This window comes from Kitasatospora aureofaciens (assembly GCF_001188955.3).
Lineage (GTDB): Bacteria > Actinomycetota > Actinomycetes > Streptomycetales > Streptomycetaceae > Kitasatospora > Kitasatospora aureofaciens.
The window spans coordinates 311,835-331,676 of sequence record NZ_JPRF03000021.1 but is presented as its reverse complement, the minus strand read 5'-3'; the positions used below and the strand labels follow the sequence as shown (position 1 = coordinate 331,676).

Annotated in this window: 18 protein-coding genes and 1 pseudogene; 4 read left to right on the top strand and 15 right to left on the bottom strand. The window is 72.4% G+C overall.

The genetic code is table 11. The annotated features are described in order from the left end of the window. Positions 1 to 59: 59 nt before the first annotated feature. The 6 genes from HS99_RS14110 to HS99_RS14090 form a co-directional block, all read right to left on the bottom strand. Positions 60 to 965: an endo alpha-1,4 polygalactosaminidase gene (locus HS99_RS14110; protein ID WP_030556585.1), complete on the bottom strand. Its 906-nt coding sequence runs from the start codon at positions 963 to 965 to the stop codon at positions 60 to 62. 200 nt (positions 966 to 1,165) lie between these two features. Continuing rightward, positions 1,166 to 2,425, bottom strand: coding sequence for a sensor histidine kinase (locus tag HS99_RS14105; RefSeq protein WP_232543205.1), 1,260 nt, complete (start codon positions 2,423 to 2,425; stop codon positions 1,166 to 1,168). Beyond that, positions 2,422 to 3,096, bottom strand: a complete 675-nt coding sequence (locus HS99_RS14100) for a winged helix-turn-helix domain-containing protein (protein WP_030556589.1) — start codon at positions 3,094 to 3,096, stop codon at positions 2,422 to 2,424. Before HS99_RS14100 ends, HS99_RS14105 begins: the two co-directional genes overlap by 4 nt. Positions 3,097 to 3,372: 276 nt before the next feature. After that, positions 3,373 to 3,588: a hypothetical protein gene (locus tag HS99_RS44055; protein WP_141763722.1), complete on the bottom strand. Its 216-nt coding sequence runs from the start codon at positions 3,586 to 3,588 to the stop codon at positions 3,373 to 3,375. 251 nt (positions 3,589 to 3,839) lie between these two features. Then, positions 3,840 to 4,796 (bottom strand): AraC-like ligand-binding domain-containing protein, encoded by a 957-nt coding sequence (locus HS99_RS14095; protein ID WP_030556591.1) that lies wholly within the window; start codon positions 4,794 to 4,796, stop codon positions 3,840 to 3,842. 85 nt (positions 4,797 to 4,881) lie between these two features. Next, on the bottom strand, positions 4,882 to 7,608 hold the full coding sequence (locus HS99_RS14090; RefSeq protein ID WP_046385548.1) for an AAA family ATPase: 2,727 nt from the start codon (positions 7,606 to 7,608) through the stop codon (positions 4,882 to 4,884). Positions 7,609 to 8,194: 586 nt separating this feature from the next. On the opposite strand from HS99_RS14090, the gene HS99_RS41115 reads away from it, so the two are divergent. Further along, positions 8,195 to 8,368 carry a CsbD family protein gene (locus tag HS99_RS41115; protein ID WP_030556595.1) on the top strand — a complete coding sequence of 58 codons (174 nt, stop codon included), beginning with the start codon at positions 8,195 to 8,197 and terminating at the stop codon, positions 8,366 to 8,368. Here the strand turns inward: HS99_RS41115 and HS99_RS14085 are convergent. From HS99_RS14085 to HS99_RS14075, 3 genes are all read right to left on the bottom strand, one after another. After that, complete coding sequence (locus tag HS99_RS14085; RefSeq protein WP_046385547.1) at positions 8,358 to 8,768, bottom strand: hypothetical protein; 411 nt, start codon at positions 8,766 to 8,768, stop codon at positions 8,358 to 8,360. The two genes, HS99_RS41115 and HS99_RS14085, sit on opposite strands and share 11 nt — an antisense overlap. A 535-nt stretch (positions 8,769 to 9,303) precedes the next feature. Next, complete coding sequence (locus tag HS99_RS14080; protein WP_030556600.1) at positions 9,304 to 10,047, bottom strand: anti-sigma factor; 744 nt, start codon at positions 10,045 to 10,047, stop codon at positions 9,304 to 9,306. Continuing rightward, complete coding sequence (locus HS99_RS14075) at positions 10,044 to 10,628, bottom strand: sigma-70 family RNA polymerase sigma factor (RefSeq protein WP_232543206.1); 585 nt, start codon at positions 10,626 to 10,628, stop codon at positions 10,044 to 10,046. Before HS99_RS14075 ends, HS99_RS14080 begins: the two co-directional genes overlap by 4 nt. Positions 10,629 to 10,797: 169 nt before the next feature. Here HS99_RS14075 and HS99_RS47765 point away from each other — a divergent pair, with 169 nt between their 5' ends. Beyond that, a complete protein-coding gene (locus tag HS99_RS47765) occupies positions 10,798 to 10,926 on the top strand; it encodes a hypothetical protein (RefSeq protein WP_267885580.1) in 129 nt (42 codons plus the stop codon). 376 nt (positions 10,927 to 11,302) lie between these two features. On the opposite strand, the gene HS99_RS14070 is transcribed toward HS99_RS47765, so the two are convergent. Then, on the bottom strand, positions 11,303 to 12,286 hold the full coding sequence (locus HS99_RS14070) for an aldo/keto reductase (RefSeq protein WP_030556604.1): 984 nt from the start codon (positions 12,284 to 12,286) through the stop codon (positions 11,303 to 11,305). Between the two features lie 71 nt (positions 12,287 to 12,357). Continuing rightward, on the bottom strand, positions 12,358 to 13,203 hold the full coding sequence (locus HS99_RS14065; RefSeq protein ID WP_030556606.1) for an SDR family NAD(P)-dependent oxidoreductase: 846 nt from the start codon (positions 13,201 to 13,203) through the stop codon (positions 12,358 to 12,360). A gap of 129 nt (positions 13,204 to 13,332) precedes the next feature. Between HS99_RS14065 and HS99_RS14060 the strand changes: the two genes are divergently transcribed. Continuing rightward, positions 13,333 to 13,923 carry a TetR/AcrR family transcriptional regulator gene (locus HS99_RS14060; RefSeq protein WP_030556608.1) on the top strand — a complete coding sequence of 197 codons (591 nt, stop codon included), beginning with the start codon at positions 13,333 to 13,335 and terminating at the stop codon, positions 13,921 to 13,923. Between the two features lie 806 nt (positions 13,924 to 14,729). Beyond that, positions 14,730 to 14,876: pseudogene (locus HS99_RS46575) on the top strand (LLM class flavin-dependent oxidoreductase); the annotation flags it as partial. Here HS99_RS46575 and HS99_RS46570 read toward each other — a convergent pair. The 4 genes from HS99_RS46570 to HS99_RS14040 all read right to left on the bottom strand — a co-directional run bounded on the left by HS99_RS46570 (position 14,875) and on the right by HS99_RS14040 (position 19,841). Next, positions 14,875 to 15,357: a hypothetical protein gene (locus HS99_RS46570; RefSeq protein WP_050366167.1), complete on the bottom strand. Its 483-nt coding sequence runs from the start codon at positions 15,355 to 15,357 to the stop codon at positions 14,875 to 14,877. The pseudogene HS99_RS46575 and the gene HS99_RS46570 overlap by 2 nt on opposite strands. A gap of 333 nt (positions 15,358 to 15,690) precedes the next feature. After that, positions 15,691 to 17,616 (bottom strand): hypothetical protein, encoded by a 1,926-nt coding sequence (locus HS99_RS14050; RefSeq protein WP_030556611.1) that lies wholly within the window; start codon positions 17,614 to 17,616, stop codon positions 15,691 to 15,693. Between the two features lie 265 nt (positions 17,617 to 17,881). Continuing rightward, positions 17,882 to 18,337: a hypothetical protein gene (locus HS99_RS14045; RefSeq protein WP_030556612.1), complete on the bottom strand. Its 456-nt coding sequence runs from the start codon at positions 18,335 to 18,337 to the stop codon at positions 17,882 to 17,884. Between the two features lie 319 nt (positions 18,338 to 18,656). Further along, positions 18,657 to 19,841, bottom strand: a complete 1,185-nt coding sequence (locus HS99_RS14040; RefSeq protein ID WP_030556614.1) for a cytochrome P450 — start codon at positions 19,839 to 19,841, stop codon at positions 18,657 to 18,659. Between the last annotated feature and the right edge of the window lies 1 nt (position 19,842).

Below are 19,842 nucleotides of genomic sequence, written 5' to 3'. Positions count from 1 at the left end.
GGTAGCAGCCGCGTCCGGGTTGGCTGCGCCATACGCCCCACCGGCCTCGTTCTCGGGGATCACGACGTGCCGCATGTCCGGCGGAGGTGTCCCGCGTTGCCCGCAGGCACGAGGTTCTTGTCCCGCCGCACGATGCTGACCTTGTCTCCCCAGCCTCGACACGCGGTCTTCATGCCGGAGTCGGTGTACTCGATGACGATCACGTTGTCACCGAACGCGGCGGTGTAGTCGCCGCATTCGTTGTACTGGCCGCACTCCTCCACCACGGCGAAGTCGACGCCGACCTCCTTGCGGACCGGGGCGAGCTCCGGCGTGTTCTTCTGGCCGATGGCCAGGCCCTTCTCGTGCGCGCGGGCCGCGAGCAGGGAGAGGAGCGCCTTGGCGTCGTCCGCGGTCAGCAGCCCGCCCGGCACCCGGGTGTAACTGTCGTAGTTGTCGGGATCGACGGCCCGGTATCCCTTGGCCGCGCACTCGTCGATCCAGGTGTTCACCTTCTGCGCGATCCGCTTGCGCTTGGCATCGGTGTGGACGTCCAGCACCGCCTCCCCCCATTCCTTGTCCATCACGACCGCGTCCGCCTTGTCACGGAGCAGCAGGTCGGCGTCCCACTCCTTCTCCGCACCGGGCTGGGCCTGGAAGCCGTTGATGTAGCAGATGTTGTAGATGCCCTGCGCGGGCGGCGCCGTGTGGTCACGGGCGACGACGGTCACGCCCGGCGCAGGGGTGGAGGGACCACCGAGCTGGTAGTCGAAGCCCGCGTGTACCGGGGGAAGCGTCACCTGGGACGGTCGCCCGCCGGGTTCACCCGAAGGCGTGCCGGGCGCAGCCGGCGCCCCCTGGGACGACGAGGGCGCCTCCTCGGAACTCCCGCCGCTCGAACAGGCGGTGGTGAGAAACGAGGTGATGACGGCCGATGCCGTCAGCGCCACGACCGAGCGCTGGGAGAGAACCCTGTTCACATGCATGATCGATATTCCGGTTGTCGGGGGACCGTGCCTGCTTCGGGCGCCGCGACCGGCGCGGTGTCACAGCCGCTGCCGCCTGGCGCGTCATCGCCTCCTGCGATCCCTTGGGACGAGTGGACGGCTCTACTGTCTCCGACGCCGGATGAGCGGAGGATGAGGTACCGGAACGGTGTCACCGGTGCCCGGTCGGCCCTCGCGGTTCAGCCGCTCGTCCGCTCCGGCAGGCACAACTCGGCCACGGTCCCGCCTCCGGGGGCTTCGGACAGCCGAGCGGTGCCACCGTGGAGTTCGGCCACCCAACGTACGATGGCCAGTCCCGTGCCGGTGCCGGTGCTCCCCGCTCCGGCGACCCTGCGCTCGAAGACCCGCTCGTGCTCCCCTGCAGGCACGCCGGGGCCGTGGTCGCGCACCGCGACCCGGCCGGCGGTGACCGTGACCTCGACCGGAGTGCCGCCGCCGTGGCGGAGGGCGTTCTCGACGAGATTGCGGACCGCCTGGGCCAGCAGTTCGGGATCTCCCTCGACGACGACCGCCTCGGCGCTGACCGTCACCCCGTCCGTGTCCGGCAGCTCCTCCACGGTCTGCTCGACCAGTTGGTCCAGACGCAGTGGGGTGCGTTCTATCTCCTGGGTGCCCGCCTCGACCCTGGCCCGGGCCAGCAGTCCGGTGACCAGGCGCCCCAGCCGGTCGACCAGCCGGGTCGCCTCGTCCAGGGCTGCCGGTGCCCCGCCCTCGGCGGTGTCGCCCTGCTCCACCACCACGCGCAGGGTGGCGAGCGGCGTGCGCAGTTCGTGTGCGGCTTCGGCGAGGAACTGTTCCTGCTGTTCGAGTCCGCGCAGGGCGGGTCGCATGGCGCGCCCGGTCAGCAGGTGGCCCACCGCGGCCGCCACCAGCACGAGCACGGCGCAGCCGGCGGCCAGCCACTCGACCAGCCGCACGTGGTCCGCCTCGCTGCGCGCGGGGTCGGTCCCGACCAGGACGGCGGAGTCGAGGACCTTGCCGTCCCAGACCGGGGCCACGGCCCAGCGGTACGAACGGCCGTCGGCCGCGGGGGCGGTGACCACCACGGTTTCCTGCTCGCGCTGGACCGTCCGCCAGAGTTCCTCCAGCCGGGTCTGGTCCGGCAGGGCGGTTCGCGCGGGCTGGGCGTGGCGGAGCTGCGGAGCCGCGCCCGGGGCGGCCTGGATCACGCCGAGGGCCATGGCGTGGTCGGCGAGGCTGTCCTCGTAGATCCCGTCGAGGCGCAGTACTCCGCCGTCGTCGTAGTAGAGCACTCGCGCCAGGCCGTCGGCGCCGTGGCTCACCGTGTCGTCCAGGCCACGGGCACGGGACCGGCCGTCGGTGTGGACGGCGACGGCGGCGAGCACCACCAGGCAGGCCGCGGTCGTGGTGGCGAAGAGCAGGGTCATCGCCCACCGGACGCGGTACAGGCGTGCGACGGCGGGCGTACGCCCGGTCACGGGCGATCGGCCGGATCGGCGAGGCGGTACCCGGCGCCGCGGACCGTCTCGATGAGTTCGGGCGGCCCGAGCCGGCGGCGCAGCTGGCCGATGAGGACGTCCACGACATTGGAGAGCGGCTCGGTGTGCTCGTCCCAGCAGCGCTCGATGAGCTCGCTGCGGGTGACCACCTCGCCGGCCCGCAGCATCAGCACCTCCAGCACCGCGAACTCCTTCGCGGTCAGGGTGAGCAGCACACCGGCGCGGCGCACCCGACGGCGGGGGAAGTCGAGTTCCAGATCGCCGACCCGCAACTCGGGCAGCCGCGCGGGCTGGTCCCGACGGCACAGCGCCCGCACCCGGGCGTTCAGCTCGGCGAACGCGAACGGTTTGACGAGATAGTCGTCAGCGCCGTGCTCGAAGCCGGCCACCCGGTCGGCGACGGCGTCCAGTGCAGTGAGCAGGAGGACTGGAAGCCTGGAGCCCGCCCTGCGCAGGGCAGCGACCAGCGTGAGCGCGTCCCCGTCCGGCAGGGAGCGGTCGGCCACCATGCAGTCGTAGGCGTTGACGGCCAGTTTGAGGTCGGCCTCGGCGAGATCACCGGCCAGATCGACGGCGAATCCCGCCTCCCGCAGCCCCCGCACAACCACCGGGGCCAGGCCCGCATCGTCCTCGATCACCAGTACGCGCACGACAGGTGAGCCTACCGGGCCGAGATCGGCCTCACGCTCGGCCGGGCGGGCCGCACCCGTGAAGCGAACCCGGACCAACGGCACCGTCCCAGCGGCCGTTGCGATCAGGACGATGCCGTAGTGATGGCCCTTGCGCAGGGAAGTCGTCAACCCCGAGCACGCGGACCCGGCCGGGTGCCGGATCTGGCAGCGCGCGGATCACCAGGGCATCCCGGCCGATCCCGACTGACAGACGCTCGGCCAGGCGGGCTCCGGCTCGGCCGCCGGGAGCGAGGGCTACGGCACCACGAACTGCACCACCGACCAGCTGGAGACGGCCGCGAAGACCGGCGCCGTCACCGTCCGCGTCACCTTGGACTCCTCGTTGGGCCTCGCCCAGACCGTCGCGGAGAAGTACCACCCGTAAACAGGGCGAGTTCGTGGTGGCCGCCAGCAGGACTGCACGGCGCGGGGTCGGTCCGGGAGCAGCGGCTCCGCGGTCGCATTCTTCACCCACGGCGGGACCGGACCCGGTCCTTGGGGTGGGGGCGGTGCAGCCTGTCGTGGTGAGCTCGGCGTTCAGCGAGCTCGGACGACATGGTCCGGCACCCACCCCGCTGATTCGAGGGACTGGGCACACAACCAGCAGCTCAGAACCCCACCGGCTACGGCACGACGACCTCCTCACCGCGTCGCCGCCGTCATGCCGCCGGGGGACGACGGGGGCCCGCTGCGGGCTCCCGCATCGTGGGGGCAGGCCGTCGTCAGGTCATGGCCTGCCATTCGCGCGGGGACATGCCGTAGGCGGCGCGGAAGGAGCGGCTGAAGTGGGAGGTGCTCACGAAGCCCCAGCGGGCGGCCACTCCCGAGATGGTCGGTGCCGCCCTGGCCGGGCGGGACAGTTCGCGCCGGCAGCGCTCCAGTCGCTGGCGCTGTACCCAGCGGCTGACCGTCGTCCCCTGGGTGTGGAACAGCTTGTGCAGGTAGCGCACGGAGATGTGGTTCGCATGGGCGATCCGGGCGGGCGAGAGGTCGGGCTCACCCAGGTGGCGCAGGACGTAGTCCTCGACCCGGGCGAGCATGCTCCGGGTGCCCTCCGGCAGCTGGCGGGCCGGCAGCCCACCGCGCTCGTGGACCAGTGCCGCCAGGAGGTCGGCGGCGGTCAGGGCGAGCCGGTGTGCGGTGCCGGGGTCGAGGTCCGCCGGCTGTGCCGCGAGCTGCTTCAGGTAGGCGGCGACGAGCCCGGCGGTTGCCGAACCGCCGTCGAACGCCGTGCCGGTGACGGTGCGCAGTTCGTCGTCCGTCACCCCGAGCGCCGCCTTGGGCAGCCGGAACGCGGTGAAGCGGAAGTGTTCACGGTGTTCCCGCAGGTAGGGGCGGCCCTCGTCCGCGAGGGTGAAGCCGCCCGGGCCCACCAGCGCCTGCCGGCCGTCCTGCGTGAGCCTCGCGGTGCCGCGGTGCTGGAGGGTGACCGTCAGGAACTCCGCACCGCCCTGGGAGATGCGGCGCCGGCTACGGGACACGGTCTGCGGACCCGCCTCGACCTCGGCGATCCGGAGCCGGCCGAGCTGTCGGCTGGTGATCGTCCCGACCGGGGAGGCGTCCTCGTGCACGATCACGTCGAGCGGGACGAACGTGCCGGACACCAGCGCGCGCCAGTGCCCGGCACGGTCGCGAGGTGACGCCGTGGCGGAGGTGTGCGCGGTCAGGATGACGGACATGGAGGGCTCCGGGTGCTGTGCGGGTGGTTCTCCCCCACTCTCGGACCGGTCCGAGCCTGGGCCATCCGTCACATGACTGGCGTCGTCACCGGCCCGGACCGGCGCCGTCCTCCCGCTCCACCACGTCACGCAGCTGGCCGCGCGAGGTCACGCCGAGGGCCGGGAAGGCCTGGTAGAGGTGGGTGCCGACGGTCCTGGGCGACAGGAACAGGCGCTGGCCGATCTCCCGGTTCGTCAGGCCCTGGGCCGCGAGCCGTACGATGCGCTGCCGCTGCGGGGTCAGCGAGCGCAGCGCGCTGTGCCGGGCGGCGTCGACGCTGACGCCGGCCGCCCGCAGTTCCGCCTCGGCACGCTGCGTCCAGTGGACGGCGCCCAGACCGCCGAAGATCTCGCGGGCCTTCGTCAGGGCGGCGCGGGCGTCCGCGATCTGCCGCTGTCGCCGGAGCCATTCGCCGTACTCCAGCCAGACCTGGCCCCGTTCGAACGGCCAGCGCTGTCCGGCCGGGTCCTCCAGCGCTTCGCGGAAGTGCGCACCGGCCGCGTCCGGTTCGGCCAGCAGCGCGGTGGCCCGGAGCAAGATCTGTCGCAGCCGCGCCGACGCCCCCGCACCGACGGCGGCGATCACCTCGTTCAGGGCGGCGCGCGCCTGTTCGGCGTGACCGGTGAGGACGGCGGCCGCCGCGTGGTCGGCGACCGCGTAGCACGACAGGTGGTAGTGCACCGGTACCCCCGAGCCGCTGAAGAGGGAGCCCGCGTGCAGGTGGGCGGCGTGGTGGTCGCCGAGGGCGGTGGCGGCCAGGGCGGCCGCGCGACCGGCCCGGACCACGGTGGCGAGCGCTCGGGCCGGCTCGGTGACGGCCAGGGCGGCCGAGGCGTGGCGCAGCGCCGTCTCGGGCTCGCCGGTCACGGCGCACACGGTGGCGAGTGCGGTGAGCGCCCGTGCCGAGCCCAGGTTGCGGTGTCCGGCCAGGAAGCGTTCGGCGAGCCGCTCGACGCCCAGGCGTGCGTCGGCCCAGCGGCCGCAGTCGAGGTTCGCCCAGGCCAGGTCCACGGCAGTCATCCCCCCGTGGAAGTCGGCCGCGTCTTCCCATTGCGGGTTGACCACTTCCCCGAGCAGGCTCACCGCCGTCTCGGTCTCGTCCAGGAGCATGCTGAGGACGCCGAGGGTGTGGGTCTCGGTCGGGACGAGGCCGGGCCTGGCGGTGAGGGAGGGCAGCAGGGCGCGCACGGTGTTCCCGTGGACGAAGGGGTCGGTGACGCCGATGTCCCACAGGTGGAAGGGCCGGCCGCCGGCATCGTCGTCCTGCGCCCCGCGGGCCGCGAGCATCGGCCGGATCCGTTCCCGCTGCGCGGTCAGGCCCGAGTGGTACGCGATCCCGGTCGCGATCGTGGACACGTCCTCGGCGAGCTGCGGCACGGGCAGCGGTTCCTCGCCGACGACGAGGGCGAACGCCCGTTCCAGGCGCAGCATCAGCATGGCGATCAGTCCGTTCAGGGCGCTGATCCAGCTCGTCGCGGCCGGGTCGGGATCGAGGTGGGACGCCTCTGCGCCCAGGGTCTCGGCCCGGTCCAGGTCCCCGACCAGGACGGCGGCGTAGGCCGCGGTCGACAGGAGCCTGGCCCGTTCGCCCGCGTCCGGGTGGAGCTGGGCGGCCCGTTCCAGCCCGGCCAGGGCTTCGGCGACGGCGCCGCGCCCGAAGGTGCGCATGGCGGTGGCTTCCAGGGCGACGGCGACCGCGGTGTCGGGGGCCACGGTCGCCGCCGACAGCTGCCAGGCCTGTCGGTCGGGGTCGCCGCCGAGCACGGCCGCCAGTGCCAGATGCGCGCGCCGTCGCTCGGTGAAGGGCGCGGCGCCGTAGACGGCGGAACGGACCAAGGGGTGGCGGAACTCGACCCGGTCGGCCCGCACGTGCACCAGGCCCGCCTGCTCGGCCGGCAGCCACACCTCCGTGTCCGAGCCCGGCGGCAGGGCCGCCAGGACGACCGACAGGGCCGCGCCCTCCGCCGCGGCCGCGATCAGCAGTGCCTCACGGGTGGCCTGCGGCAATCCGCCCGCCTGGGCGGCGAAGGTTTCCTCCAGCAGGTCGGTGAGCGGCACGGGCCCCACCGGCGGGAGCCGGCCGTCCCGTGCGGCCTGCCGGGTGAGCTCGATGAGGGCGAGGGGGTTGCCGGCGGCGGCGGCCAGCACCTGGCGCCGGGTCAGGCCGACGGGCGGATCGGGTTGGACACCGAGCAGTTCCTCCGCTTCGGCCGAGGACAGCGGAGCCACCACCACCTGCGACACCGTCGAGTCGAGCCAGTCGGGCCGGCGGGTGCCGCGCACCGAGACGACCAGCCCGATCGACTCGCCCGCGAGCCGCCGGGCGAGGAAGCCCAGGACCTGGCAGGTGCCGCGGTCGAGCCACTGGGCGTCGTCGACGGCGAGCAGCACCCGGCGCGCGGACGCGAACTGCGAGGCCAGGGTCAGCACGGCCAGGCTCACCATCATCGGGTCCGGCGGAGCGGGGTCCTCACCGAGTCCGAAGGCGCCGAGCAGGGCCGCCCTTTGGCGGGCGGGCAGGTCGTCGGCCGCGCCGTCGAGGACGGGCAGCAGGAGCTGGTGGAGGCCGGCGAACGCGAGCTCGCTCTCGGCGACGCTGCCCCGCACCCTCAGGACGCGGGAGCCCGCGTGTTCCGCCTCCTCGACCACGGTGTCCAGCAGCAGGGTCTTGCCCACCCCCGCCTCCCCGAGCAGGAGAACTGCGGGCGACGCCGACCGGGGAGAGAGCGCTTCGGCGATGATCGCCCGCTCTCGTTGACGACCGATCACCATGAAAATCCTGGGACTCCGTTCCGAACCGAGACCGTCAGCCGTTCGGACGAACGGACGAGGTACGTCACCGCCGGAGCATATCCGCTGCTTGGACGGGGTCCGGCACGGGCAGTGGCGCGCTGGGAGACGGGCGGCGGCACCGGCACCGCCGCCGCACCGGTTACGTCGAAACCCGCGCCGTTCGGTGTGTTGGGTTCGCCTGGGCCGTCCCGGCGGTCTCTTCGGTCCGGGGCGACGGCTGGAGGGTGGCGGTCGCGTACGCGCTGCCACCCGGTGCGGATGGCGGCGGCGGCGGTGAGGGCGGTCTCGTGGTCGTCTCACCAGCCGCCCCTGGCGAGGCAGGTCAAGGTTCGGGACTCCAGTGGTCAAGATCGCTGGGCAAACGGTCAAGATCATCTGTCACGGGACACCCGCGCCCTGCTCGGAACAGCCCTCCCCGGGGTCCGGCCCGGCCAGGTCCTCAACCCGATCACCACAGGTCCCCCCAATGCGGCATACGGCTGGACGGCGCCGGTCGGGCGGCATACCAATGGACTGGCTGGGCACACGGCCAACGGACAGACCGTTGGCGGACAAGGAGAACGCCATGAGCGCTTCAAACAAGGCTTCGAACATCGGTGACAAGGTCAAGGGCAAGGTCAAGGAGACCGCGGGAAAGGCGGTCGGCAACGAGCGTCTGAAGGCCGAGGGCAAGGGCGACCAGGTCAAGGGCGACGTGAAGCAGGCCGGCGAGAAGGTCAAGGACGCCTTCAAGCACTGACCGCGCCCGCGGTAGAAGGGCTGGGCACCTCGGGAGAGGGGGTACCCAGCCCTTCGCCATGCCGCTCGACGAGCGCCGCTGTCGCCCGCGGGTCGCTGACCTGGATCACGAGGCGGGCGTACCGCTCGTCGGCCAGTTGGATGACCACCGCCTTCGCCGGGTCGCGGACGTCCCAGAAGATCCGTTCGCCGTCGATGTGGAAGGTGCTGGCGGTCACGACGCCCGGAACGCGGGTGCCGGGCGCCCGGAGCCCCTTGGGCTCCTTGGCGATCCCGGGGTCCTCGGTGGCGCCGCGCACGTGTGCCAGCGGAATGGTCAGACGGCTCTTGAGCGCCCAGAGTTTGTCCAGTCCCTCGATCTCCACGATCAGGTTGCCGCCGTCGACGCTGACATGTGCCATGGTTTGTCCCTTTGCAGTGGATGGGTGTCTCAGGAGCGGCCGAGGTGCTGCGCGAGAGCGGCGCCGGCGCGGATGCCGTCCTTGGGCCGGCGAGCTCGGCACCGTGCCCCGGCGGTCGCCTTCATCACCACCGCCATGGCCCAGCACGCCGACCACGCCAAGGCCTGGAACGCGGTCCTCACCGGCGCGGGCAAGCCGGGCCGTCACGGGCGTGCCGCCGTCCAACCAGGCCGCCACCGTGCAGGCGCTGAACGCGGCCACCGACGTGGGCGCGTCCTTGTGCCCCGACCGGAACAGGAGGTGGTGCAGTTCCAGCGGCCCCGCCGCTGGGCAGCGGGCCGGGTTCGAAGACCACGGCCAGCGCGGCGGCGACCCTCAGTTCCCCGCCGTACCCTCCCCCACCGTGGCGATCCCTCGCACCGACACCGGTGGCCGAGTCCACGACCGCCCGCCCGGCCCGGATGTCCGGCGGGGGCGTGAAGCGGGCCACCCCCGCCCGAGCGCCGACGCCCCTCCCGATGTGGCCCGGTCGAGCTCAGGTCAGGGGCAGCAGCATGAGGGGTTGCCCGGTGGGGCGGGCGGAGCCGCCGGCCGGCTCCTGCGTTACCCCGACGCCCACGGCGCCGTTGATGTGGCCGGTGAGGAGCAGCTGTCCGTGCCCGGTGGGCAGCAGGCCGGCCGGGCGCATCGTGCCGGAGTCGTCGAACCACAGCTCGTAGGTGCGTCCCTGGGGCAGGGCAGGCATGCCGGTGGCGAGGAAGGCGGCCTGGCCGCGCGCGGTGGACCAGACCAGCGTGGCGACGGCCGATCCGGACACCGTGGTGGTGGTGTGCGCGTCCGGGGCGGTCAGCAGGCTTGCCACGGCGGCTTGCTCAGCGCGCAGGCGGCTTGCCTGGGCTTGGGCGCGGCCCGCTTGGTCGTGCTGCTGGACGGCGACGGCTCCGAGCGCGGTGGCCAGCGCCAGACACGCTGCGAGCGCGAGCTCGGGCCACTGTCGCGCCAGGTGCGAGGTGCGCCGGGGCCGGCCGATAGGGCCGGTGACGGGCGGTAGCTGCCGCACGTCGCCGATGCCTGCCATCACCCGGCTCTTGAGCCCGGGTGGCACGTGAGTGGACTCGGCGGAGCCGAGGCGGGCCAGGGTCGCTTCGAAGTCGGCGACCTCCTGCGCGCAGGCCGGGCACTGGGCGAGGTGGCGCTCGAAGGCGAGCCGTTCCTCGTCGGGCAGCGCGTGAGCGGCGTAGGCGCCGGTGAGGGTGTGCAGGTCGGGGGCGGCGTTCATGATCCAACTCCGAGGCAGTCGCGCAGGCGGATCAGCCCGTCCCGCATCCGGGTCTTGACGGTGCCGAGCGGGGTGCCCAACAGCTCGGCGACCTCAGGGTAGGTGTACCCCCGGTAGTACGCCAGGGTGACCGATTCGCGCTGCAGCTCGGTCAGCGCCTCCAGGCAGCGGCGGACCTGCTCGCGTTCCAGCCGGTTCTCGACCTGCTCGGCGACCTCGTCGAACGCGGGCGTGTGCGAGCGCGCGGCCGCCCTCTGGTCGCGGTCCGCACTGGCCTGCGCCGCGCGGACCCGGTCCACCGCGCGCCGGTGCGCCATCGTCAGCACCCACGGCAGCACCTCGCCGCGCTGCGGCTCGTACCGGGAGGCGGTGCGCCACAGTTCGAACATCACCTCCTGGGTGACCTCCTCCGACTGCGCGGGATCGCGCAGGACCCGCCGCACCAGCCCCAGCACCGGGCCGGCCACCGCGTCGTAGAGCCTGGAGAACGCCTCCTGGTCGCCGAAGGCGGTCTTGGCGACCAGATCCTTCAGGTCCGGGCCCCGGAACCGTGGGCTCGACAGGTGCACGACGGAGTTCACCGGAGCGTCCTCCCCGAGCCGGTGACACGGCCGGACGGACGCGGTGTCCGCGGCCTGCCCCAACGCCGGCAGCTGTGCATGAGAACCTCCTGGATCGAACAGCGGGCACCACCAGTCGCTCGGCATTCGCTACCGGCCACCTCCCGGATTGGCGCCGAAACCGGCCGACATGACCTGTCTGCCGGCTGAGGAGGACTGGCTCTACCCGGCCACCGCGATCGACCTCGCGACCCGCGAGGTGGTCGGCTACGCGATGGGGGCCCAACCGCAGGGTGGAACTTCACTCATCGCGGTCTGATCAAACCGACCACGTGTTGCAACGACCCGTGGAAACCGCCCCGCCTGGGCGGGGCGTAGGCGTATCTGCCTGCTCTGTGTCAAGCATCTCCGTGTACGGTTGCGCAGTCACGCGCCCGCGTGACCGGCAGGCCATGACCTGACTACGGCCTCCCGTGCGGGAGTTCGCCGCGAGCTCGGTGCGGCACATCCCGGGCCGGTGGCTGCCGCAGCCCCGCCACCAGCCGGGCGCCCGGATCGATCCGGAAGCCGCGCAGCGTGACCTGCGTGTCCGCGCGGCCCGCGTACTCCGGCAGTGGTGGCGCGCAAGTACCGTACTCACGGGCGGACATGAGCGTGGAGCGCGCCACCGGCTCGCGGTCCGGGGCGAGCTCGGATCAGCCGTTGAGGGTCCGCATCAGCTCGGGGGCGTAGCGGTCGCCGGAGACGATGCCGCGCGGGGCGACGGCTTCGATGGCGGCCAGGTCCTCGTCGGTGATCGTCACGCTGGTGGCGGCGACGTTCTCCTCCAGGTAACGGCGGCGCTTGGTGCCGGGGATGGCGACCGCGCCCTGGTGCAGCACCCAGGCGAGCGCCAGCTGGGAGGGCGTGACCTGCTTGGCGGCGGCGATGCGGCGGACCTCGCCGACCACGGCCAGGTTGTGGGCGAAGTTCTCGCCCTGGAAGCGCGGATCGGTGCGGCGGAAGTCGTCGGCGGCGAAGTCCTCCGGGCTGGTGATCGCGCCGGAGAGGAATCCGCGACCGAGCGGTGAGTAGGCGACCAGGCCGATCCCGAGCTCGTCCAGGGTGGCCATGACCCCGTCGTCCTCGATGCCGCGCTCGAAGAGCGAGTACTCGGTCTGGACCGCCGTGACCGGGTGGACCGCGTGGGCGCGGCGGATGGTCTGCGGGGCGGCTTCGCACAGGCCGATGTGGCGGACCTTGCCGGCGGCCACCAGCTCGCCCATCGCACCGACGGTCTCCTCGATCGGCACCTGCGGGTCGACGCGGTGCAGGTAGTAGAGGTCGACGTGGTCGGTGCCCAGGTGGCGCAGGGAGCGGTCGAGGGCGCGACGCAGGTACTCGGGACGTCCGTTCAGGCCGACGAGCGTTCCGTCGTCGGTGAACTCGACGCCGGTCTTGGTGGCGAGGACGGCCTGCTCGCGGCGGCCGGCGAGAGCCCTGCCGAGGAGCTGCTCGTTGATGAACGGGCCGTAGCTCTCGGCGGTGTCCAGCAGGGTCACGCCCAGTTCCAGGGCGCGGTCGATGGTGGCGAGGGACTCGGCCTCGTCGGTGCTGCCGTAGAAGGCGCTCATGCCCATGCAGCCGAGTCCTTCGACGGAGACGGTCAGGCCCTGGTTGCCGAGGGTGCGGAGTTCCATGGTGATCTTCCTTGCCGTTGCGGGGTCGCCCCGCGGTGTGCGGATGGTGGGCTGCGTCGCCGGGCGTCCGGTCAGCGCACCCAGGCGCCGGTGAGGGCCCCGACCGCGGAGCCGTCGAGGTCGGCGAGGCTGGTGGCGGCGAAGTCGCGGGCCCACTGGGAGGTCTGGACGCGGAACGGCGGGCGGGGCAGGGCCAGGGCGTCGACGATCGGGGCGGCCGCCTCGGCCGGGGTCTGGGCGTTGTCGAACGACTGGCGGGTGCGGGCCAGGTAGGCCTCGAGTGCGGGGGCGTAGGGTCCGGCGGCGGCGAGCAGCGCGGGGAGGTCGAGTCCGAGGTTGGCCACGAACTCGCTCGCCACCGCGCCCGGTTCGACCACCGTGACGTCGACACCGACGGTGGCGGCGACCGGCGCGAGGGACTGCATGAAGCCCTCGACGGCGAACTTGGCTGCGCAGTACGCCTCGTTGAAGGGCTGGCCGACGACCCCGCCGACGCTGGTGACAGTGATCACCCGGCCCCTCGACGCGCGGAGGTGGGGCAGCGCGGCCCGGGTCACCGCCACCACGCCGAAGAAGTTGACCTCCATGGCCGCGCGGACGTCGTCCAGGCTGCTCTGCTCGATGGTGCCGACCTGGGCGGCGCCGGCGTTGTTGACCAGCGCGTCCAGACGGCCGTGTTCGGCGACGACCTCGTCCAGGCAGGCGGTGATGCCGGCGGAGTCGGTCACGTCCAGGCGCTTGACCCGGACCAGGTCCTCGACTCCCGCCTCGGCGGCGGCCTTGAGCAGGGCCTCGGCCTTGCCGGTGTCGCGCATGGTGGCGATGGTCGTCCAGCCGGCCCGGGCGGCGCCGATGGCGGCCGCCAGGCCGATGCCGGAGGAGGTACCGGTGATCAGAACCGTCTTCGAGGAGGTCATGAGGGTCTTCCTTGCATGGGGGGGAGAACGGGCCGACACCCGTAACCGGGGAGTTCCCCGGTTTCTTCACGGTAAGCGGGGAACTCCCCGGTTGTCCAGCTAGACTGGTCCCCGACGAAGGGAACAGCCTTGACGACCAAGCCGAGCGCGTTGCGCGCCGATGCCCGCCGCAACCGGGAACGCATCCTCGAAGTGGCCGTGCGCGCCTTCGCCGAGAAGGGCCCGAACGTGGCGATCGACGCGATCGCCAAGGCCGCCGGCGTCGGCTCGGCCACGCTCTACCGACACTTCCCCACCCGCGAGGCGCTGGTCGAGGCGGCCTACCGCAACGAGCTGGCCCGTGTCTGCGACAGCGCCGGGAAACTGCTCGCCGGCCACGCGCCGGACCGGGCACTGCGCCTGTGGATGGACGACTTCATCGACTACGTGGCCGCCAAGCAGGGCATGGCGGACGCGCTCCGGGCCGCGGTGGCATCCGGTGCGGACCCGTTCGCCGAGACCCTCGACCGACTCGGCGCCGCGCTCGGCACCCTGCTGCGCACCGGGGCCGAGGCCGGTCTCCTGCGCCCGGACGTCGACCCCCTGGACGTCGGCTTCAGCCTGGCCGGCGTGGCACTGATCACCAGCGCCCCCGACCAGCGCGAACGGGCCGGCCGCCTTCTCGACCTGCTCCTCGACGGCCTCCGGTACGGAGCGGACCGGCCCGCGTCCAGCGCGTGACCCGGATCCCCCCGGGAGACGTGCGACCTGCGCGGGCGACGGCCACCAGCGCGAGCGCCTCGTCCGGGGCGGCCCCGCCCAGGGCATCACCGCCGAACACGTCCGGGCCTTCGCCCCCACCCGCGACGGCGTCCTCGTCCACACCGAGGAGTCCTGGACCGGCGAGCCGGTCACCGTCCACCGAGCCGTGCTCCGGACCGGCCTCGACAACTCCCCCACAACTGGGCCACCAACCTCGAGCACGAGGCCGGGGCGGTGCCGGCAGGCGCCCCGCCCCTGCCGTTTCCCCGGTGACGGTGACCGCCGCTCATCGCGCTCCGTCCAGCCGCGGGCGCGTGCCGGGCCGCAACCGGATCCGGGGCGGCGGCGTCCCAGCGGATACGAACGGTCAGCCGACCGCCGTACCGCTGGGGGAACTTCCGCACATGCCGATCCACGACGCCGTGCCGGTACCACCGTCTGGTACTGCGACCGGTGCGGCACCGCCCACTTCCCGCCCACCGCCGGCCAGGGCACCGGCGCCCTGAGCCTCGCGGACTTCCGCCGGACGGTCTGGACAGCGGGCGGCTACGGCGACCTCGCGGAGCGCTACCGGGTCTGAAGCGGGTTCTGTAAGGCGGAGGCGTGGTGTCCCGTTGGCGCACCTGCGCAACCGGGTCGAGCAGAACATCGATCGCTTCCCCTGACGGGCCCTCCGTCGCAGCCCGGCGGCCGGGCTGCGCACCGATCTGCGGTGACTCCGGCGGCGGACCGGGTCATGGTGGTGACCACCGTGACGACGCGGCCCTCAGCGGACCGGCGCTGACCCCGGCACCCCTGCCCAGGAGTTGACGACGCTCGACGACATCTCGGGCGGACGGCTGACGGTCGGCATCGGCGCCGGCGGCACGGGCTTCGACGCCCAGGTCCTCGGCGGCGGGAAATGGACGCCGAGGCAACGGGCCGACCGCTTCACCGCACCCCCACAGCACGCCGGGGCGGCGCCGAAACGTCGGGGCCTGCGGCTGGCGCGGCGGGCGCGGCCCACGGCAGCGCATACCAGGAGAGCATGGCGAGAATGGCTGCACTCGGCAACTCGGCCACGTAGGCGAGCAGTTGCGCGAGCTGGTAGTCGGAGCCGCGATGTGCCGACCACAGGTCGAAGAACGCGTCCAGGCCCAGGAGGACGGCGGTGGCCGAGGCCGTCGGACTGGTGGCCGGGTGGCGGCGACGCACCAGTCGGGCCAGCAGGAAGAGCGCCGCCACCTCCATGACGTCCAGCCACACCCAGGAGTTGGAGAGGTTTCGTGCGCCGAAGCGCCCCTTCACCGACATCGCGAGCACGACGATCCATGGCATCAGCAGGACGCCCGCCGTACGGAACGCCGTCGGCAGCCAGCGCCGGACAGCCCGCTCGCGGACTGCGATCCGCCTCCGAAAGGTGTGTGTCGGCATCGTTGGGTGCTACTTCCTTCGCGCTGGTCGGGTTCCATGATGTGTGTCGGCCGCCCGGCCTGCGGCCCCTGGTCCACAAGGCAACGGCCTAGGCTGTCCGGGAGAGAGATGGTACGGGGTACGGGGGGATACGTTGCTCGGGGTGTTCATCGGCGGGGTCGTCGTCGGCCTGCTGCTCGCCGGCGGTGCGGTGGGAGGGTTCCTGCTCGGCAGGGGGCACGGCGGGCGGCTCCAGGCGCAGAGCGTCGAAGCCACCGAGGCGCGGCCGGTCCGATCGGCGCCGCCGGATGAGCCGGTCCGGCTGGCCCGACCCGGCGGCATCACCGGGCGTGGTCAGCCGATCTGCGTGCTGGTCTGCGAGGGGCAGGCGGTTGAGCTGGTCGTTGCCGGGCGGGAGGGTACCGGGGTCAGGGGTGTGCAGACAGGTGTGGCGACTCCGATGAGTTCGACCAGGCCGTTACCGCCGGTGGGCGGGGCGACTTCGGACCAGTTGTTGGCAAGCCAGACGTTGCCGGACTGGTCGAGTTGGACGGCGGTGAGGTGCTGGATGGAGCTGCTGCGATAGCCGTTTGGCGGCGTCAGCAGCGAGCCGGTGGAGGAGCCGGGGGGACAGGTGCTGGTGTTCACGCCGCACAGGACGGAGACGGAGGGGGCGCCGAATCCGGCGACCCAGACGCGGTCGGAACCGTCGATGGCCACGGACCAGGGAGCGATGGCGGTCGGCAGTCCGTACACGCCTGTGATCTTGCCGCTCGGCCCGATCTCGGTGACCGAGTTGCTGACGAAGTCGGGCACCCAGACGTTGTTCTTGGAGTCGACGGCCAGGCCGAGGGGCCAGTCGAGCGAGGCGTCCTTGACCGGCGAGAACGAGGTCGGCTTGAAGTCGGGCCCGATCACGGTGACGCTCCCGCCCGCGTGGCCCTCGGGCACTCGTGTGTCCAGGAGCCTTGCCCCGTTGAGACGGGCGTTGGTGACCCAGGCCCGGCCGAAGCCGTCGATCTGGATGGAGAACGGGTGGTCGAGGCCGCCGCCCTCGATGGTGATCGCCTTCGAGGGGTCCCCGTGCGGATAGACGATCACGCTCCCCTGGCCGCGGTTGCCTTTCAGACCGTAGAAGTTGGCGATCCAGACGTTGCCCTTCTGGTCGACTGCGGTGCCCTGGGGGTGGTTCAGGTCGCCGTTCTTGAATCCTGTGCCGGGGGAAAGCGGCTTTCCGGTCGACGAGTACTTCGACATGGCATCGCCGCCGTAGCTGGGCACCCACACGGAGCCGTCGTGGTCGATGGCGATGCCCCAGGCACCCGCCTTCATGCCGCCGCCGCTGATGGGGCTGTTCAGGATGGGGTCACCCACCGGATCCTGCACGGTGACGTAGGGGCTGGGGTTCCGTGTTCCGGGCAGCCAGTTGTTGGAGGCCCAGACATTGCCCTTGGCGTCGACGGCCATCCGGCCGGGGGCGTAGACATCGGGTGGGGTGTAGTGCAGGGCCAGGACCCAGGCCTCCGGGGCCGCGGTGAGCGCGGGGGTGTACGTGTGCGCCCGGCCGGCCAGGGCGTACAGCTCTCCGGTGGCCAGTCTCGGGTTGTGGGCGAGGTTCAGCACGGCTTGTGCCGTGTCGGCGGGAGTGGCCCCCTGCTGCGGTGTTGCCAGACGCAGCACCTCCTGGCACAGTCCGGTGTCCGCCTCCGGCGCGCAGAGGGAGACGAGGTCGGCCAGGGTGCCCAGGGTGGCCAGGGTCTCGTTGCTGGTGCCGTTGTTCTGGTCGGTGACGACCTTGCCGGGTTTTCCCGAGGCCGGGTCGGCGAGGTTGTAGGACGTCGCCGCAGCGTTCTCCAGGCCGGGGCTGGGCCCGGCGATGCCGTGCTGGTCGGTGAACTGGGCCAGTGCGTAGGTGGCGGCGACCGTGGTGAATTCGTTGACGGTGACAACGGATTCCCGGCGTTGTGGCGCGCCGCCGCCCGGGCCGATCCCCACGACGGAACGCAGCCGCAACGACCGGTCGCCGTGGGGCGCGGCGTCGACGTACAGCACCGAGCCCGTGGGCTGGGTGGACCGGATCTGGAAGGCTCCCCCCGCGTCGGTCGTGGCGCGGCCCAGGTTCCGGACGCCCAGGCGGTCTCCGGTGAGGAGGGTGACGTCGGCGTGGGGCAGCGGTCTTCCCGCGCTGGTGACTGTGCCGTGCAGCGTCGGCGGCGTGCTGGGGGGCGGGGCAGCAGGTAGCGCCGCCAACACCAGTGCCGCGGTGGCCGATGCCGCCACGACAGTGACCGGCCGGTGCCGGGAGAGCTTGGCCGGTGCCGTGACGCGTGGCGGGTGGGGCGCGCTTCTGCGCGGGCGGTTCATAGCGGGAGGCACGGTCAGGTCCTCTCATGATGTCGGCATGGTGCCGAGCCTTCGCCTGCGGACCGACTACCCGACGCGACGCGCTGAAGGGTCTCGCTGCGTGTCGCGGGGGGCACGCCCTGTCGAGGCGGGCCCTCGGAGCGACGGTGATCAGGCACCAGGGGTTCCGGCGCGGTCGGTCCTATGTACTGCTGTTCTCCGCGTTGGCCGGGTCTCGCAGCGTGAACCATCCGATCTTGCGGCCGGCCAGCCAGATCAGGCCCAGGTACAGGCCCGGGCCGACCTGACGGAGTTCGTCGCGCACGCCTCCGAACACCAAGGACGTGTGGGAATAGTCGATGACGATGCACTCCTGGTCGTCCAGACGGCTCGGGCCCGGTCCGACCGTGGCGACGATGGACAGGATGTCCATGGCGGTGAGCCGGTTGCTGAGGTAACCGTCCGGGCTGAAGACCTTGCCCCGCCACGCGGTCAGGTTCACCAGACTGGCGAGCAGCCGTGCTCCCGCCCTCCCTGCCGCGGGGAAGACAGCCAGGCCCTCCATCGGACCTCTGGGGATCTCACCGGCCGAACTCTTGCGGAACAGCTCCTCGAGCCGCTGATCGTCGGAGGTGAGCAGTTCAGCCTCTGTAGTCATCGCAGCCTTCCTCGCTCCCGCGCCCGTGCGGTCATGGACTGGTCTGCGAGCGACCGGCACGCCGTGCGCGCTCAGCGGAAATCCGCTCGACCCGCGACCGGACCGGCACTCAACCAAGCCACAGGCGCACGCAGCGGAACACACCATGAATCCCGACATGGACGCTTGATCGCTGTTTTGGTGTGCGATCCGCCGCTGAATCCATCCTGGCCCACCGCGGCGGGGCTCACCACCGCTGCCTACGGTCGAGGTCCGCGCCTTCGCGCACGGGCGAAGGAATGACAGCGCCCACTCCGGAGCCGTGCCCCTGACTCGAACTTCACAGGCGGACGGGCAGGTGGCGGGGTCCGCGGAGCATGGCGTTCTGCCGGTAGGGGGGCGGGTCCTGGACCAGGCTCGCCGTCGCGAGGTGGGGAAGCAGCGCGCCAAGCGCCGCGTAGGCCTCGAGACGGGCCAGGGGGCCGCCGTAGCAGGCATGGATGCCACTGCCGAAGCCGAGGTGCTGGTTGTCCTGGCGGGCGGGGTCGAACCGGTCGGGGTCGGGGAACCGCTGGGGGTCGCGGTTGCCGGAGGCGAGGGCCAGGATCACCGGGACGCCTCGGGGGACGGGCGTACCGGCGATGTCCATGTCGGCGTGCGGGATGCGCTCGCGCATGTGGACCGGGGGCTCGTAGCGCAGCAGTTCCTCCACCGCACGCGGCAGCAACTCCGGTTCCCGCCGCAGCCGGTCCAACTGCTCGGGCTGGCGCAGGAAGGTGAGGGCGCCGTTGGCGATCAGGTTGACCGTCGTCTCGTGTCCGGCGATGAGGAGCAGTACGGCGGTTTCCGCGAGTTCCTCCGGGGTGAGCCGCAGGGCCGGGTCCGGCTCGTTGACGAAGGCGGAGAGCATGTCCTCGCCCGGCTTGCCACGGCGCTGCTCGGCCAGGTTCAACAGATAGCCGCCCAACTCCATCCGTGCCTGGTCGCCGCCCTTGTCCGGCTCGGCGGATTCGTCGTCGGGCCTGACGTCGGCGGCTGCGACGATCGCGTCCGACCAGGCCCGGAAGAGCGGCTCGTCCTCGTGCGGCACGCCGAGCAGGCGGCAGATCACGGTGACGGGCAGCGGGTAGGCGAAGTCGTCGACGATGTCGACCTGGTGCCCCGCCTCGAACGGTTCCAGCAGTGCCTCGGTGATCCGGTCGATCTCGCCGCGCATGCCGTCGACCCGGCCAGGGCTGTGCGGAGGCCCGAAGGGCCGCATGGCCAGGGTGCGCAGCCTGTGGTGCTCGGGGTCGTCGAGCCGCAGGAACGGCGGCTTATGGGTCATCTCGCCGCGGGTGCGGGGATCGGCGCTCATCCGTGGGTCGTGGAGCAGAGCGGCGATGTGGTGGTAGGTGCCGATCAGGTAGCTGCCGTCGGCCTGCGGCACCACAGGACCGGCCTCGCGCAGTTCCGCGTACAGCGGATAGGGGTTGGGACGGCTGGCGTAGTCGGTGATCCGTGCGAGCAGGGTCGCGGAGTCCATG

Coding starts and splice junctions, on each gene's coding strand:
- HS99_RS14110 (WP_030556585.1), bottom strand. CDS start 965: ATGCATGTGAACAGGGTTCTCTCCCAGCGCTCGGTCGTGGCGCTGACG.
- HS99_RS14095 (WP_030556591.1), bottom strand. CDS start 4,796: ATGTCCGTCATCCTGACCGCGCACACCTCCGCCACGGCGTCACCTCGC.
- HS99_RS14090 (WP_046385548.1), bottom strand. CDS start 7,608: ATGGTGATCGGTCGTCAACGAGAGCGGGCGATCATCGCCGAAGCGCTC.
- HS99_RS41115 (WP_030556595.1), top strand. CDS start 8,195: ATGAGCGCTTCAAACAAGGCTTCGAACATCGGTGACAAGGTCAAGGGC.
- HS99_RS14085 (WP_046385547.1), bottom strand. CDS start 8,768: ATGGCACATGTCAGCGTCGACGGCGGCAACCTGATCGTGGAGATCGAG.
- HS99_RS14080 (WP_030556600.1), bottom strand. CDS start 10,047: ATGAACGCCGCCCCCGACCTGCACACCCTCACCGGCGCCTACGCCGCT.
- HS99_RS47765 (WP_267885580.1), top strand. CDS start 10,798: ATGACCTGTCTGCCGGCTGAGGAGGACTGGCTCTACCCGGCCACCGCG.
- HS99_RS14070 (WP_030556604.1), bottom strand. CDS start 12,286: ATGGAACTCCGCACCCTCGGCAACCAGGGCCTGACCGTCTCCGTCGAA.
- HS99_RS14065 (WP_030556606.1), bottom strand. CDS start 13,203: ATGACCTCCTCGAAGACGGTTCTGATCACCGGTACCTCCTCCGGCATC.
- HS99_RS46570 (WP_050366167.1), bottom strand. CDS start 15,357: ATGCCGACACACACCTTTCGGAGGCGGATCGCAGTCCGCGAGCGGGCT.
- HS99_RS14045 (WP_030556612.1), bottom strand. CDS start 18,337: ATGACTACAGAGGCTGAACTGCTCACCTCCGACGATCAGCGGCTCGAG.
- HS99_RS14040 (WP_030556614.1), bottom strand. CDS start 19,841: ATGGACTCCGCGACCCTGCTCGCACGGATCACCGACTACGCCAGCCGT.